Source organism: Burkholderia sp. AU38729 (genome assembly GCF_020419725.1).
Lineage (GTDB): Bacteria > Pseudomonadota > Gammaproteobacteria > Burkholderiales > Burkholderiaceae > Burkholderia.
Window position 1 is genome coordinate 38,066 of sequence record NZ_JAIZQO010000009.1, and the last position, 16,179, is coordinate 54,244.

A 16,179-nucleotide genomic window follows, 5' to 3' on the forward strand; every position below is an offset into this window, starting at 1 on the left:
GGGGTGAAAGTCAGGAAGCGTTCGTGGAGCGCGCGAGGATCGCTTCCGCGAGCGCGAAATCTTCCGGGTACGTGACCTTGAAATTGCGCAGGCTGCCCTGCACGACGCGCGGCGTATGGCCGGCCCATTCGATCGCGCTCGCCTCGTCGGTCAGGTCGTGCCCTTCGCGCTGCGCGCGCAGGATCGCCTCGCGCAGCATGCCGATGCGGAACATCTGCGGCGTCTGCGCCTGCCACAGCGCGTCGCGCGACTCGGTGCGCGCGATCGCGTCGCCGCCGGCCGGCACGCGCTTGAGCGTATCGGCCACCGGCAGCGCGACGATGCCGCCGACCGGATCGTCCTTCAGCGTCGCAACGAGCGTGCGAATCAGCTCTGGCGTGATGCCCGGGCGCGCGGCGTCGTGCACCAGTACCCAGTCGTGGTCGGTCGCGCCGAATTCGGCCAGTTCGAGCAGCCCGTTCAGCACCGACGCCTGGCGCGAGCCGCCGCCGCAGCGGCGCACCGCGAAGCGCAGGCCCGCGAAGCGGCGCGCGTCGAAGTGGGAATCGTCGGGCGCGAGGACGACGAGCGTCTGCGCGAATTCGCTGCACGCGTCGAACGCGGCAAGCGTGTAATGCAGCAGCGCGCGGCCGGCCAGCGTGCGGTATTGCTTCGGCACGGCCGAGCCGGAACGGCTGCCGGTGCCGGCACAGGGGATCAGGGCGAAAAGTCGGGGAGTCACGAAGGGAAACGCCGGAAAGATGAAATCGAGAAGCGGATTTTATAATAGGTCTTTCGTCTCGACCGGCGCACCGCGATGCGCCCGTGCACGCCACCCCTGTCGTCCCTATGCCAGATAACGCTTCCACCCCGTCCGCCTCGCCCGTTGCCCGCGTCAAGCCCGGCCAGCGCTTCGCCTTCGACGGCGCGCATGGTTCCGCCGACGCGCTCGCCATCGCCCGTTATCTCGCCGACAACCGCCAGGACGTGCCGCTCCTCGCGGTGATCTGCGCGAACGCGGTCGACGCGCAGCGGCTCTCGCAGGAAATCCGCTATTTCTCGCCCGACGCGCGCGTACGCCTGCTGCCGGACTGGGAAACGCTGCCGTACGACACGTTCTCGCCGCACCAGGACCTTGTATCCGAGCGGCTGGCCACGCTGCACGACCTCGGCGAGGGCCGCTGCGACATCCTGCTCGTGCCCGCGACCACCGCGCTGTACCGGATGCCGCCCGCGTCGTTCATGGCCGCGTACACGTTCGCATTCGCGCAGGGCGAGCGCCTCGACGAGGCGAAGCTGAAGGCGCAGCTCACACTGGCCGGCTACGAGCACGTGAGCCAGGTCGTGCGGCCCGGCGAATACTGCGTGCGTGGCTCGCTGATCGACCTGTACCCGATGGGCTCGCCGCTGCCGTACCGGATCGACCTGTTCGACGACCAGGTCGACTCGATCCGCGCGTTCGATCCCGACACGCAGCGCAGCCTGTATCCGGTGCGCGACGTGCGCCTCCTGCCCGGCCGCGAGTTTCCGTTCGACGAAGCCGCGCGCACGGCCTTCCGCAGCCGCTGGCGCGAAACCTTCGAAGGCGACCCGAGCCGCGCGCCGATCTACAAGGACATCGGCAACGGCGTGCCGTCGGCCGGCATCGAGTACTACCTGCCGCTGTTCTTCGACGAAACCGCCACGCTGTTCCACTACCTGCCGCAGGATGCGCACCTCGTGTTCACCGGCGATCTCGAGGCGTCGATCCGCCGCTTCACGGCCGATACGAAGCAGCGTCACGCGTTCCTCGCGCACGATCGCGAGCGGCCGATTCTCGAACCGCAGCGCCTGTTCCTGTCCGACGAGGATTTCTTCGCGTTCGCGAAGCCGTTCGCCCGCGTCGTGCTGCCCGCGCAGCCGGCCGGCGGCTGGGCGACCGCGCTGCCCGAGCTCACCGTCGACCGCCATGCCGACGATCCGCTCGCATCGCTGCGCACGTTTGTCGAATCGTCGGGCAAGCGCGTGCTGCTGACCGTCGAATCGGCCGGCCGCCGCGAGACGATCCTGCAACTGCTCGCCGAACACCATCTGCGCCCCGCGTCGAACGACCACTTCGCCGGCTGGCTCGAGAGCGACGCACGCTTCGCGCTCGGCGTCGCGCCGCTCTCGAACGGCTTCGCGGTGCCGGGCGAAGGCTACGCGGTCGTCACCGAAACCGAGCTGTACGGCGCGCTCGGCCGCCGCGCGGGCCGCCGCCGGCAGGAACAGGCGAGCAACGTCGACGCGATGGTGCGCGACCTGTCGGAGCTGAAAGTCGGCGACCCGGTCGTCCACGCGCAGCACGGCATCGGCCGCTACATGGGCCTCGTGTCGATGGATCTCGGCGAAGGCGAAACCGAATTCCTGCATCTCGAATATTCGGGCGACAGCAAGCTCTACGTGCCCGTCGCGCAATTGCACGTGATTTCGCGCTACAGCGGCGCCGATCCCGACAGCGCGCCGCTGCACGCGCTCGGCTCCGGCCAGTGGGAGCGCGCGAAGCGCAAGGCCGCGCAGCAGATCCGCGATACCGCAGCCGAGCTGCTGAACCTCTACGCGCGCCGCGCGGCCCGCGAAGGCCATGCGTTCTCGCTCGATCCGCGCGACTACGTGAAGTTCGCCGAAAGCTTCGGCTTCGAGGAAACGCCCGACCAGGCGGCCGCCATTGCCGCCGTGATCGGCGACATGACGAGCGGCAAGCCGATGGACCGCCTCGTGTGCGGCGACGTCGGCTTCGGCAAGACCGAGGTGGCGCTGCGCGCCGCGTTCATCGCGGTGCTGGGCGGCAAGCAGGTCGCGCTGCTGTCGCCGACCACGCTGCTCGCCGAGCAGCACACGCAGACCTTCGCCGACCGCTTCGCGGACTGGCCGGTGCGGATCGTCGAGCTGTCGCGCTTCAAGACCACGAAGGAAGTCAACGCCGCGATCGCGCAGATCAACGAAGGCAGCGTCGACATCGTGATCGGCACGCACAAGCTGCTGTCGTCGGACGTGCAGTTCAAGCGCCTCGGCCTCGTGATCATCGACGAGGAACACCGCTTCGGCGTGCGCCAGAAGGAAGCGCTGAAAGCGCTGCGCGCGGAAGTCGACGTGCTGACGCTCACCGCGACGCCGATCCCGCGCACGCTCGGGATGGCGCTCGAAGGGCTGCGCGATTTCTCGGTCATCGCCACCGCGCCGCAGAAGCGGCTCGCGATCAAGACCTTCGTGCGCCGCGAGGAGGAAAGCGTGATCCGCGAGGCGATGCTGCGCGAACTGAAGCGCGGCGGCCAGGTGTACTTCCTGCACAACGAGGTCGAGACGATCGAGAACCGCAAGGCGATGCTCGAGGCGCTCGTGCCCGAAGCACGCATCGTGATCGCGCACGGCCAGATGCACGAACGCGAACTCGAACGGGTGATGCGCGATTTCGTCGCGCAGCGTGCGAACGTGCTGCTGTGCACGACCATCATCGAGACCGGCATCGACGTGCCGAGCGCGAACACGATCATCATGCATCGCGCGGACAAGTTCGGCCTCGCGCAGCTTCACCAGCTGCGTGGCCGCGTCGGCCGCTCGCACCACCAGGCGTATGCGTACCTGCTGGTCCACGATCCGCAGGCGCTGACCAAGCAGGCGCAGCGCCGGCTGGAAGCGATCCAGCAGATGGAGGAACTCGGCTCGGGCTTCTATCTCGCGATGCACGACCTCGAGATCCGCGGCACCGGCGAAGTGCTCGGCGACAAGCAGTCCGGCGAAATCCACGAGATCGGCTTCCAGCTCTATACGGACATGCTGAACGACGCGGTGAAGGCGCTGAAGAACGGCAAGGAGCCCGACCTCACCGCCCCGCTCGCCGCGACGACGGAAATCAACCTGCATGCGCCGGCGATCCTGCCGGCCGACTACTGCGCGGACGTGCAGGAGCGGCTGTCGCTGTACAAGCGTCTCGCGAACTGCGAGCACGGCGACGCGATCGACGGCATCCAGGAAGAGCTGATCGACCGCTTCGGCAAGCTGCCGCCGCAGGCGCACGCGCTCGTCGAGACGCACCGGCTGCGGATCGCCGCGAAGCCGCTCGGCATCGTGAAGATCGATGCGAGCGAGGTGGCGATCGGGCTGCAGTTCGAGCCGAATCCGCCGATCGATCCGATGCGGATCATCGAGATGGTGCAGAAGCACCGGCACATCAAGCTCGCGGGCCAGGACAAGCTGCGCATCGAGACGCGCTCGCCCGATCTCGCGATCCGCGTGTCGACGATCAAGGAAACGCTGCGCGCGCTCGGACCCAAGCAGGGAGCAGCTGCAGCGGTGCGCTGATGCGCTGACGGCAGATGCAGCGTTGCTGCACCGCACTGCGCTCGATGCGGGCGGGCCGTCGCGTTTTTGAGTATGATTTTCCCATTCATCAGACGGAGTTTTGCCATGTCCACTCTCGACGCGACAGCGCCGTCCGCCGCACCCCAGGGCGACGCGTCGCTCGTCAGCCTGCCCTGGATCAAGCAACTGGTGTCGATGGACACGACGAGCCGCGTGCCGAACCTCGGCCTGATCGAAACGGTGCGTGATGCGCTCGCCGCGAAAGGCATCGCATCGACGATCACGCACGATCCGCGTGAAGGCTGGGCGAACCTGTTCGCCACCGTGCCCGCACACGACGGCTCGACGAACGGCGGCATCGTGCTGTCCGGGCATACCGACGTCGTGCCGGTCGACGGCCAGCAATGGGACAGCAACCCGTTCACGCCGGAAATCCGCGACGGCCGCCTGTACGGCCGCGGCACCTGCGACATGAAGGGCTTCATCGGCGCCGCGCTCGCGCTGCTGCCCGAGATGCAGGCGACGAAGCTCGCGAAGCCGATCCATTTCGCACTGTCCTATGACGAGGAAATCGGCTGCGCCGGCGCGCCGCTGATGATTGCGGATCTGGTCAAGCGCGGCGTGCAGCCGTCCGGCTGCATCGTCGGCGAGCCGACCAGCATGCGGCCGATCATCGCGCACAAGGGCATCAACGCGTACCGCTGCTGCGTGCGCGGCCACGCGGCGCATTCGTCGCTGACGCCGAAAGGGCTGAACGCGATCGAGTACGCGGCACGCCTCATCTGCCATATCCGCGACATCGCCGAGCACTTTCGCGCCGAAGGCCCGTTCGACGAACTGTACGACGTGCCGTTCACGACCGCGCAGACGAGCACGATCCAGGGCGGCAACGCGATCAACACTGTGCCGGCCGAATGCCGGTTCGACTTCGAGTTCCGCAACCTGCCGACGCTCGATCCCGAGCAGATCTTCACGCGCATCGAAGCGTATGCACGGGAAACACTGCTGCCGCAGATGCTGCGCGAGCATCCGAATGCCGCGATCGAATTCTCGAAGATCGCCGCGGCGCCCGGCCTCGACGCCACCGAACAGGCCGCGATCACGCAGCTCGTGCGCGCGCTGACGGCCGACCAGGACAAGCGCAAGGTCGCGTACGGCACTGAAGCCGGTTTGTTCGAACGCGCGGGCATCCCGAGCGTCGTGTGCGGGCCCGGCAACATCGAGCAGGCGCACAAGCCGAACGAATATGTCGAGCTCGCGCAGCTCGCCGGCTGCGAACAGTTCCTGCGCAAGTTCATCCGCAGCATGTCGGTCGACGCGCACTGACTGCCCCCCGCCACGCCAGCCCGCGTGTGCGGGCCGGCCCACTTCGCCACCCGCCACGTCATGTCGACTGAACAACAGGGCACTGCCCATACGACGATCGACGGCGAGCCGATCCCGACGCTCGACGAAATCGCCGCGCAGCATTTCGCGCTGTCGCCGTGGGTCGCGCGCACGCCCGTGTTCGAACGCGCCGACCTGCCATCGCTTGAAGGCACGCACGTCAACTTCAAGTTCGAGCTGCTGCAGGTCAGCGGCAGCTTCAAGGCGCGCGGCGCATTCACGCACCTGCTCGCGCTCGACGAGGCGCGCAGGAACGCCGGCGTCACGTGCGTGTCGGCCGGCAATCACGCGGCGGCCGTCGCGTACGCGGCGATGCGGCTCGGCAGCAGCGCCAAGGTCGTGATGTTCCATACCGCCAGCCCGTCGCGCATCGCGCAGTGCAAGCAGTACCGCGCGGAAGTCGTGCTGGCCGGCAGCGCATCGCAGGCATTCGATCTGGTCCGGCGGATCGAGGCCGAGGAAGGCCGCTTCTTCATCCATCCGTTCAACGGCTATCACACGATCCTCGGCACCGCGACGCTCGGCTACGAATGGGCGACCCAGACGCCCGACCTCGACGCGGTGATCGTGCCGATCGGCGGCGGCGGGCTCGCGGCCGGCATGGCGACCGCGCTGCGGCTCGCGAATCCGCGTGTGCACGTGTACGGCGTCGAGCCGGAAGGCGCCGATGCGATGAGCCGCAGCTTCGCGGCGAATCACACGATCAAGATGAGCGCGATGCAGACGATCGCCGATTCGCTGATGGCGCCGCATACCGAGGAATACAGCTACCAGCTGTGCCGGCGCCACGTCGACCGCATCGTCACCGTGTCCGACGACGCGCTGCGGGCCGCGATGCTGTTCCTGTTCTCGCAACTGAAACTGTCGGTCGAACCGGCGTGCGCGGCCGCGCTGGCCGCCCTGCTCGGCCCGCTGCGCGAAACGCTGCAGGGCAAGCGCGTCGGCGTGCTGCTGTCGGGCACCAATACCGACCCGGCCACGCTCGGCATGCATCTCGCGCACGCGACACTGCAGACTGACCCCACATCGGGCACGCGCGGACGAACCTAGGGTTATCCCCAGATTATGTTGACAGCCCTGTTGATAACCCGCCGGACAAGCACGCAAGTGGTTGAGCGCGCAGCGTTTTGCGCGCGCGGAGGTCGATCGTCACGAAATGGGCAGATGCGGCCGCTGGCCGCATGCGCCATGGCGATCGCCCTGCTCGCCGGTTGCGCGGCACCGCCGTCGCCCGTCGTCGACGCACCGCCGGCCTGCACGCAGCCCGGCGAAAACCGCATGCTGCAGGCCGACCTGCTGTTCGGGCGCGACATCACGGGGCGCGGCCCCGTCACCGATCCGGAGCGCGCGGCATTCCTCGCCGACACGGTCACGCCACGGTTCCCCGACGGCCTCACCTACTGGGACACACACGGCCAGTGGCGCGACCAGACAAGCGGCCGGATCACGCGCGAAGACAGCTTCGTGATCCGTATCATCGCCGACGATACGCCCGAGACACGTGCGCGGCTCGCCGCGATCCGGCAAGCGTACATGCAGCGATTTCACCAGCAATCGGTCGGCATGACGGTCGTGCCGGCCTGCGCATCGTTCTGATTCACGCGTCTCCGTTTGCCGGCCGTTCGCACAAAAAAAACGGGCGCCCGAAGGCGCCCGTCGCATGCCGGACCGAAGCGTGCCGCTTACTTGTTCTCGAACATGTCCATGATCTGCTGCTTCTCCTGCGGCGTGACGGGCGGCGGTGCAAGCCCCGCCGCGCCAGCCGAGCCGAGCGCATCGTTCGCGCTGATCGAATTCTCGGCCGGGTTGATGTCGACGTTCGCGACGAAGCCGTTGCCCGGCGTGCGATCGGCGTAGTACAGCTCGCCGTCGATCGACGTCAGGCCGTCCGGCATCGGCATCTGCTGCTCGGGCACGCCGTTCAGCGCGGTGCGCATGTAGTTCACCCAGATCGGCAACGCGAGCTGCGCGCCGAACTCACGACTGCCGAGGCTCTTCGGCTGGTCGAAGCCCATCCACGCGACCGCGACGAGCGATTGCTGGTAGCCGGCGAACCAGCCGTCCTTCGCGTCGTTCGTCGTACCCGTCTTGCCCTGCAGGTCGCTGCGGCCCAGTGCGTTGGTGCCCGCGCCCGTGCCGGCCGTCGCGACCGAATGCAGCAGGCTGTTCATCACGTACGCATTGCGGCCTTCGATCGTACGCGGCGCCGTGCTGCCCGCGAGTACCGGCTGCGACTTCTGCAGCGCCTGGCCGCGTGCGTCGTCGACCTCGGCGATCAGGTACGGATCGACCTTGTAGCCGCCGTTCGCGAACACCGCATAGCCGGTCGCGAGCTGCAGCGGCGTCACAAGGCCCGCGCCGAGCGCCATCGGCAGGTAAGGCGGCGTCTTCGCGGGATCGAAGCCGAAGCGCTGCGTCACGTACTGCTGCGCATACTGCGTGCCGATCGATGCGAGGATCCGGATCGACACGAGGTTCTTCGAACGCTGCAGGCCGGTGCGCATCGTCATCGGGCCGTCCGGCTGGTCGTCGTCCTTCGGCTCCCAGGCGGTGCCGCCCGGGACGCTCGGCGGGAAGTACAGCGGCGCGTCGTTGATCATCGTCGCCGGCCCGAGCCCCTTGTCGAGCGACGCCGAGTAGATGAACGGCTTGAACGACGAGCCCGGCTGCCGCCAGGCCTGCGTCACGTGGTTGAACTTGCTCTTGTTGAAGTCGAAGCCGCCGACGAGCGAGCGGATCGCGCCATCCTGCGGCGCGATCGCGACGAGCGCGCCTTCGACCTGCGGCAGCTGCACGACCTGCCAACCCGTCTTGCCGTCCTTCAGCACGCGCACGACCGAGCCCGGCTTGATGCGCAGCGTGTCGTTCGCGCGGGGGCTGAGCGCGCCCGCGACGAAGCGCAGCCCGGCCGGGCCGATCGTCGTGGTCGCGCCGCCGACGAACTGCACCTCGACCGCGTTCGGCGATGCCGACAGCACGACCGCCGACTGCAGGTCGCCGTTGTCCGGGTGATCGGCGAGCGCGTCGTCGATCGCCTCGTCGCGGTCGTCGCCGGCCGCGGGCAGCTTGATCGACGCTTCCGGCCCGCGATAGCCGTGGCGGCGCTCGTAGTCGAGAATGCCGCGACGCACGGCCTGGTACGCGGCTTCCTGGTCGGACGAGTTGATCGTCGTCGTGACGGTCAGCCCACGCGTATAGGTTTCGTCCTTGTACTGCTGGTACATCATCTGCCGCACCATCTCGGCGACGTACTCGCCGTGCACCGCGTACTGGTTGCCCGGCGTGCGCACGTGGATCTCTTCCTTCACGGCCGCGTCGTACTGCGGCTGCGTGATGTAGCCGACCTCGAGCATGCGCTTCAGGATGTATTCCTGGCGCACCTTCGCGCGCTTCGGATTGACGACCGGGTTATACGCGGACGGCGCCTTCGGCAGCCCCGCGAGCATCGCCGCTTCCGCGAGCGTGATGTCCTTCAGGTCCTTGCCGAAATACACGCGCGCGGCGGCCGCGAAGCCGTACGAGCGCTGGCCGAGATAAATCTGGTTCATGTACAGCTCGAGAATCTGGTCCTTCGTCAGGGCCTTCTCGATCTTGTACGCGAGCAGCATTTCGTAGATCTTGCGCGTGTAGGTCTTCTCGCTCGACAGGAAGAAGTTGCGCGCGACCTGCATCGTGATCGTGCTCGCGCCCTGGCGCGCGCCGCCGTGCATCAGGTCGGCGACACCCGCGCGCAGGATGCCGACGAAGTCGACGCCGCCGTGTTCGTAGAAGCGGTAGTCCTCGATCGCGAGCACCGCCTTCTTCATCACGTCCGGAATGTCCTGGAAGCGCACGAGGCTGCGGCGCTCCTCGCCGAATTCGCCGATCAGCACGTGGTCGGCCGTGAACACGCGCAGCGGCACCTTGGGCTGATAGTTGGTCAGCGCATCGAGCGACGGCAGTTGCGGCGCCATCACGACCAGCGCGTAGCCGACGATCAGCGCGCCGACGATCGCCAGCGTCGCGATGAGGCCGGCGAACCACAGCATGACGCGCGAGCCGAACGAGCGGCCGCGCCCTCCGCCGCCGCTGCGCTGGGTGCGGCGGTCGTCGTCGCGATCGTCGTCATTGGGGTAATAGGCTCCGGACGGCGAACGGCGCAGCGTGTAGTGGGGTTCGTTCCTGTCGGAAGAAGAAGGCGGTCGTTTGATAATTGGCATGTCGGAATGGCGGGCGGTCGTGGCGCCCTCGGACGCATGCGGAAATGCAGGCGAATGAATCAGAGCGGATACAGCGTGATGCGGCTGTCACGTCGACAGACCCCGCCGCGCGGCGATCCGTTCCCGCGACGTGACAGCGCATTTTAATGAAATCGACCGGGTGCCTTCGCGATTTTTTGTAAAAATTCCCGCAATGCCGTGATTTAAGGAACGTATTGTCGGCATCCTCTGCCTATCATGGACACGCGATATCGCGCGCGCGCACCGGCTTTCTTTCAATTGCGAAAGGTTCGACATCCTGATGCGCAAGCCGCTTGAACTCGCGCGTTTAAGCCGTATTTAAGTGAACCGGTGGTGTAATATCCGCCGGCTCATGCGGGTCGGAACCGGCTCGCAACGGGCACTGCCGCTCTCACGCGGCGCCTTTCAACCACGGAGGATTTCATGTCGCTTTTCGACTCTGTTTCGCGCACGATCAAAGGCCTGCTGAACGATGCGGCCGATTCGGTACAGGATCCGTCGCGCGACGCACGGCAGATCGTGCGGGAGCTCGACGACAGCATCGGCCGTGCCGAGAATTCGCTGATCGAGATCGAGGCACAGGTCGCGACCCAGCGCAGCAAGCGCGATGCGGCCGACGACAAGGTGAAGAAGTACGAGGACGGCGCGAAGCGCGCGCTGCAGTCCGGTGACGAAGCGCTCGCCCGCGAGGCCCTCGCCGCACAGTCGAACGCGGAAGCCGAGCGTGACGCGCTCGCAGCCGAATTGACGACGCTCGAGCCGTCGGTCGACAAGCTGAAGGGGCAGATCGCCGACATGCGTCAGCGCCGCAACGACCTGAATGCACGCTCGAACATCCTGCAGGCCAAGCAGGAAATCGCGCAGGCGAAGGACGTCGCGGCCAGCGCCCTGGGCGGCATCGGCGGCAAGAACCTGTCCGAGGACTTCCAGAAGCTCGAGGACAAGGTCGCGCTGCAGAACGCCCGCTCGGACGCGCGCCTGAATTCGGCCGACACGTCGAGCGGCAAGGGGCTCGACGACAAGCTCGCCGCGCTGAACAAGGGCCCGTCGGTCGAGGATCGCCTCGCCGCGCTGAAGAAGCAGCTCGACACGCCCGCGCAGTAACGGCCACTGCGGGCCACCGCGCCGCCGCCCGCCCCGGGCGCGGCGCGAACCGATCGTCAGGAGACGGGCGCCTGCGCCCGGTTCGACCATGAAGAAATCTCTCGCCGCACTCGGCCTCTCGCTGATGGTGCTGTCGTCCGCCGCGTTTGCGGTCCCGTCGCTCCAGCAGGTCGAGCAATCGATCGCGCAACGCAACTGGCAGCAAGCCGACACGCAGCTGTCGCAAGTCATCGACGCCCATCCGAACAACGCGCATGCGCGCTACCTGTACGCACAGGTGCTGGACCGTGAGGGCCGCGCGTCCGACGCACTCGAGCAGCTGCAGCGCGCGAAGACGCTCGATCCGCAACTCAAGTTCACCGACGCATCGCGCTTCGCGCAGACCGAGTCGCGCATCCGCGCCGACGCCGCGCGCGTGAGCGGCAACGTGCCTTCGGCCACGCAGGCCGGGACGCTGCAGCCGGGGCTCGCGCCCGCTGTCGCGCCGGCGGAAAAACACGGCCCGTCGACCGGCATGTGGATCGTCCTCGGGCTGATCGTCGCGGTGATCGCGCTGGTGCTGCGCTGGACGCTGAGGCGCGCACGCACGGCCGACGACAGCCGCGCCGACGACGAACGCCGCACGCAGCTCAAGCGCGCCACCGACGTGCTGAACGACATCCGCCCGCTGAAACTCGACGCGAAGCTGTCGGCGGCGCCCGGCGCCGCGGCGCTCACGGGCGAACTCGAGGCGATCGAGACCGATGCGCGCACGCTCGTCGAAACGCTGTCGAACGGCAAGAACCCGGTGCCGCCGTATCGCGTCGATGAACTCGAACAGCGTCATGCAAGCGTGAAGGCACGCGTCGAAGGCCGTCCCGACCCGGCCGCGCAACCCGCGGCACCGGCGAACGGCAGCGGCTCGGTGTATGCGCAGGAAGCCGACCGCATGACGGGCGCGCAAGGCCAGCCGTATCCTCAGCAGCCCTACCCGCAACAGCAACCGCCGGTGGTGATCCAGCAAGGCGGCGGCGGGTTCGGCGGCGGCATGGGCGGGTTGCTGACCGGCGTATTGCTCGGCGAGGCGATGTCCGGCGGTCGCGAGCGCGTGGTCGAACGCGACGTGATCGTCGACGGCGAGCGCCGCCGGCAGGAGAACGACCCGGGCTTCGACCTCGGCCGCGGCGACAGTTCGAACTGGAGCGACGGCAACGGCAGCGGCGGCGGCATGGATCTCGGCAGCAACGACGACGGCTGGACCGACGACAACACCTGAAGCTACGCAGCGCGTCGACGCCCCCGCGACGCGCTGCATTGCACGCCCCGCTCCCCTGCAGGGCCGGCCGCGCCGACGCGCGGATTTGTCAATCATTTCAAGATGGACTACCGGCAATGGGGAGCGTTCGCTATCATGCGGCCATCGGCGTGCCACCGACCCTCATTCGACGCTCTGCATCCCTGCGCGTCGCGGCACGCCTCCCCTCGCCCCAAACAGGAGAAAGCCGCTCATGAGCATCATCAAGGAATTCAAGGAGTTCGCCGTCAAGGGCAACGTCATGGATCTCGCCGTCGGCGTGATCATCGGCGGCGCATTCTCGAAGATCGTCGACTCGGTCGTGAAAGACCTCATCATGCCGGTCATCGGCGTGCTGACCGGCGGCCTGGATTTCTCGAACAAGTTCGTTCTGCTCGGCACCATCCCCCCGACGTTCAAGGGTAATCCCGATTCGTTCAAGGACCTGCAGGCCGCGGGTGTCGCCGCGTTCGGCTATGGCTCGTTCATCACGGTGGCGATCAATTTCGTCATCCTCGCGTTCATCATTTTCCTGATGGTGAAATTCATCAACAAGCTGCGCAAGCCGGAAGACGCCGCACCGGCCGCGACGCCGGAAGATACGGTGCTGCTGCGCGAGATCCGCGATTCGCTGAAGCAGCGCTGATCACCAAGCGCTCCGCCAGCCAGGCCCGCCCCGCGCGGGCCTTTTTATTGCGCGCGCGATGCACCGCCGCGTGCGGCCTATCTCACTTTTTTGTGACGGGCGAATGCACGCGCGGGGAAAGCAGGTCTATGATGGAGACTAAACGACAGTACGGGCGCCAAGACGCTGGCTGTGTCGATCATGGCGAGCAGGTCGACGGGAGACATTGATCGTCGTACTGCACGAAGGCAGCATTTTCGTGTGCTATAAAGGATCGACATGCGGCGTACATAGCCGGGAGTGGGTCGCATGAAAGTGCCGCATTTCTTGCAATTGTTTTTGAGGCGAGTGTTTATGTCCTTCCCGAAAAAACGTCGGCGTGCCCAGCAGGATGGCCAGGAGTCATTCCTCGCGGTATTGCGCCACTCGAAACCGTTTGCCCAGCTCGACACCAAGATTGCCCGCGCCCGCGCGCAGGACGAACCCGTCCTGTACGCACATGTGCTGCCCGGTCTCGACGTGCTCCTGTGCAGCGTACGCGGCGCCCAGCCGCCCTATCCCGCCATCGCCGAGTTGCGCAAGCGCTGCATCGAATCGATCGCCAACGCGCTCGAGCAGCCGCTGGACGGCCTCGAGAACGGCGGATACTGGTATGAAGCAAACGGCTTCGGCTTCCTCGTGTTCGCGAGCCGTGCGCGTGCGCGCATCCTGCCCGAGTTTGGTGCAGGCACGAAAGCGAGCCTGCGCGGCGGGCTCGGTCGCCAGAACGCCGGCGACACGACACCACGCTCCCTCGGCTGATCACCCTGCCATTCGATGGGCCGGCTCCGGGCGGCCCATCTGTCATTCACGCGCCCCGCTTGCCCGTCACGACACCTGCTGACGCCCGTTGCCGGGTCGCACGATGTCGATGAATGCGGCGAAATCGGCACCGGCGAGCCCTTGCGCGGCGCCGAGCCGCAACACCTGCTGCACGGTGGCCGATACGGGCATCACGGCGCCCGTGTCGCGCGCCGCGTCGGCGATCGCATCGACGTCCTTCTGGAACGTGCCGAGCGCGCCGATCGGCGCATGACCGCCCGACGTCATGCGCGGCACGAACGTCTGCAGCAGCACCGAATCGGCCCAGCCGCCGGCCAGCGCTTCGGCGAGCCGCGCGGCATCGATGCCGCTCGCCTGCGCCAGACCGACGGCCTCGGCGATCGCGGTCACCGTCGCGGTGACGATCGCCTGGTTGCACAGCTTCGCCGTCTGTCCCGCGCCCGCGTCGCCCATGTGCGTGATCCGCGACGCGTAGGTATCGATCAGCGGCCGCACCGCGTCGAGATCGGCCGCGCGGCCGCCGGCCATCACCGCGAGCGTGCCGGCCTGCGCGCCGGGCACGCCGCCCGACACCGGCGCATCGACCCAGCCGACGCCGAGCGCCGCTGCACGCGCCGCGTAGTCACGCGTGGCGGCGGGCGCAATGCTCGAATGATCGACGATACGCTGCAGGCGACGCGTACGCGCATCGCCGGACAGCAGGCCGTGCTCGCCGAACACGACATCGCCCACCGCGCGGCCGTCGAGCACGCACACGAATACCGTCTCGACGCGCTCCGCCAGTTCACGCGGCGTGCCGACCACCTGCGCGCCGTCCTCCACGAGCGCCTCGGCCTTGTCGCGCGAGCGATTCCACACGTTGACCCGATGCCCTGCCGCCAGCAAGTGCCGAATCATCGGCGCGCCCATCAATCCCGGTCCGCAAAATCCGACTTCCACGATGCTCCTCGTCTCCGATATGGGTTGAACTTGCTGCCCATCATACCTATCACTCAAGAAGCCGGGCACGCGCGGCGCCGCTTCGGGACCACGGTTTGCGCCGGCCATCCATACCGACATCCCAGGGAGCGCATCATGAGCGACCACGTGTACAAGATGATCGAGCTGACCGGCTCGTCGAAGCAATCGAGCGACGACGCCATCCGCAACGCGATCTCGAAAGCCGGCAAGACGCTGCACAACCTGCACTGGTTCGAGGTGACCGAAACGCGCGGGCACATCGAAGGCGATCAGGTCGTGCACTGGCAGGTCACGCTGAAGGTCGGCATGCGCATCGACGACTGACGCGCCCCCTGCATCACACGCCGCGCCGCTGACCGGATTCGTGCAACGCGCTTCCGCGCGGCGCCGCGCGCTTCACTTCGCCCCCGTTCGGGCCCCTTGTCGCGGCCCGGCCGGCGGGTACCTGCGGGTATCCATCTCTTGACGCTGATTTTCGTTCATATTAAAAACAATATACCCACCCCACCCCTCGATCAGCCCAGCCATATAAACCGGAGATAACATGAGTCAGCAACGCGAGGCGATCGACACGTACCTCTTGCGCGTCTTGCACACCTTGTTGATGGAGCGCAGCGTCACGCGCGCGGCCGTCAAACTGAACCAGTCGCAACCGGCGATCAGCGCCGCGCTGCGGCGCCTGCGCGACATCACCGGCGATCCGCTGCTGGTGCGCGGCAAATCCGGCATGGTGCCGACCGAATACGGGCTGCGCCTGCTCGAGCCCGTGCAGAACGCGCTGCGTGAAATCGAGCGCATCAAGTTCCAGCAGCACAATTTCGACCCGGCCACGTCGATCCGCTGCTACCGGATCGGCTGCCCCGACTACCTGAACGTGCTGTTCGTGCCGACCGTGGTCGAGCGCTTCCGCCAGGCCGCACCGAACGCGACGCTCGAGTTCCATTCGCTCGGCCCCGCGTTCGACTACGAGCTCGCGCTGGAAGACGGCAAGCTCGACATCGTCGTCGGCAACTGGCCCGAGCCGCCCGAGCAGCTGCACCTGTCGAACCTGTTCGTCGACGAAATCGTCTGCCTGATGAGCAATACGCACCCGTTCGCGAAGCGCGGCGGGCTCACGCTCGACCAGTACCTGAACGCCCCGCATCTCGCGCCGACGCCATACTCGGTCGGCCAGCGCGGCGCGATCGACGTGCACCTCGCGCGCGAACGGCTCAAGCGCCACGTGGTCGTCACGCTGCCGTACTTCAACCTCGCACCGTACGTGCTCGTGAAGTCCGACCTGATCTTCACGACGACGCGACTGTTCGCCGATCACTACGCGAAGTTCCTGCCGCTGTCGGTCGTGCCGGCGCCGCTCGACTTCCCGCCGATGCAGTACTACCAGCTGTGGCACGAGCGCTGCCATTACTCCGACGAAGTGCGCTGGCTGCGCAGCCTCGTCGCCGAAGCCACCCGCACGCTGATCGAAGCGTAACGGCGCGCACCGCCCG

13 protein-coding genes are annotated in these 16,179 nt (G+C 67.2%); 10 read left to right on the top strand and 3 right to left on the bottom strand.

The features are described from left to right. Positions 1–10: 10 nt before the first annotated feature. Complete coding sequence (ispD, locus tag LGM56_RS23255; protein ID WP_011352390.1) at positions 11–721, bottom strand: 2-C-methyl-D-erythritol 4-phosphate cytidylyltransferase; 711 nt, start codon at positions 719–721, stop codon at positions 11–13. Positions 722–828: 107 nt separating this feature from the next. Here ispD and mfd point away from each other — a divergent pair, with 107 nt between their 5' ends. From mfd to LGM56_RS23275, 4 genes are all read left to right on the top strand, one after another. Then, positions 829–4,299 carry a transcription-repair coupling factor gene (mfd, locus tag LGM56_RS23260; protein ID WP_089495058.1) on the top strand — a complete coding sequence of 1,157 codons (3,471 nt, stop codon included), beginning with the start codon at positions 829–831 and terminating at the stop codon, positions 4,297–4,299. Between the two features lie 105 nt (positions 4,300–4,404). Beyond that, positions 4,405–5,625, top strand: a complete 1,221-nt coding sequence (gene argE, locus LGM56_RS23265) for an acetylornithine deacetylase (protein ID WP_226206876.1) — start codon at positions 4,405–4,407, stop codon at positions 5,623–5,625. Between the two features lie 60 nt (positions 5,626–5,685). Continuing rightward, positions 5,686–6,735, top strand: coding sequence for a threonine/serine dehydratase (locus tag LGM56_RS23270; RefSeq protein WP_226206877.1), 1,050 nt, complete (start codon positions 5,686–5,688; stop codon positions 6,733–6,735). Between the two features lie 114 nt (positions 6,736–6,849). Then, positions 6,850–7,281, top strand: coding sequence for a DUF3574 domain-containing protein (locus LGM56_RS23275; protein ID WP_226206878.1), 432 nt, complete (start codon positions 6,850–6,852; stop codon positions 7,279–7,281). Positions 7,282–7,367: 86 nt separating this feature from the next. On the opposite strand, the gene LGM56_RS23280 is transcribed toward LGM56_RS23275, so the two are convergent. Further along, the gene (locus LGM56_RS23280; protein ID WP_089495062.1) at positions 7,368–9,884 is read right to left on the bottom strand and encodes a penicillin-binding protein 1A; all 2,517 of its coding nucleotides are present in this window, start codon (positions 9,882–9,884) and stop codon (positions 7,368–7,370) included. Between the two features lie 444 nt (positions 9,885–10,328). Here LGM56_RS23280 and LGM56_RS23285 point away from each other — a divergent pair, with 444 nt between their 5' ends. From LGM56_RS23285 to LGM56_RS23300, 4 genes are all read left to right on the top strand, one after another. After that, a complete protein-coding gene (locus LGM56_RS23285; protein WP_226206879.1) occupies positions 10,329–11,009 on the top strand; it encodes a PspA/IM30 family protein in 681 nt (226 codons plus the stop codon). Between the two features lie 88 nt (positions 11,010–11,097). Next, positions 11,098–12,264, top strand: coding sequence for a tetratricopeptide repeat protein (locus LGM56_RS23290; protein ID WP_226206880.1), 1,167 nt, complete (start codon positions 11,098–11,100; stop codon positions 12,262–12,264). A 232-nt stretch (positions 12,265–12,496) separates the two neighbouring features. Then, positions 12,497–12,928 carry a large conductance mechanosensitive channel protein MscL gene (mscL, locus tag LGM56_RS23295; RefSeq protein WP_039342842.1) on the top strand — a complete coding sequence of 144 codons (432 nt, stop codon included), beginning with the start codon at positions 12,497–12,499 and terminating at the stop codon, positions 12,926–12,928. A gap of 333 nt (positions 12,929–13,261) precedes the next feature. Next, on the top strand, positions 13,262–13,708 hold the full coding sequence (locus tag LGM56_RS23300; RefSeq protein ID WP_027784713.1) for a hypothetical protein: 447 nt from the start codon (positions 13,262–13,264) through the stop codon (positions 13,706–13,708). Between the two features lie 66 nt (positions 13,709–13,774). Here the strand turns inward: LGM56_RS23300 and LGM56_RS23305 are convergent, their stop codons facing one another. Then, entirely contained in the window at positions 13,775–14,668 is an 894-nt protein-coding gene (locus LGM56_RS23305) for an NAD(P)-dependent oxidoreductase (RefSeq protein ID WP_226206881.1), read from the bottom strand. A gap of 135 nt (positions 14,669–14,803) precedes the next feature. Here LGM56_RS23305 and LGM56_RS23310 point away from each other — a divergent pair, with 135 nt between their 5' ends. Both LGM56_RS23310 and LGM56_RS23315 read left to right on the top strand, forming a co-directional pair. Further along, a complete protein-coding gene (locus LGM56_RS23310) occupies positions 14,804–15,013 on the top strand; it encodes a dodecin (RefSeq protein WP_089495065.1) in 210 nt (69 codons plus the stop codon). Between the two features lie 220 nt (positions 15,014–15,233). After that, a complete protein-coding gene (locus tag LGM56_RS23315; RefSeq protein ID WP_006762467.1) occupies positions 15,234–16,163 on the top strand; it encodes a LysR substrate-binding domain-containing protein in 930 nt (309 codons plus the stop codon). The last annotated feature ends 16 nt before the right edge of the window (positions 16,164–16,179 follow it).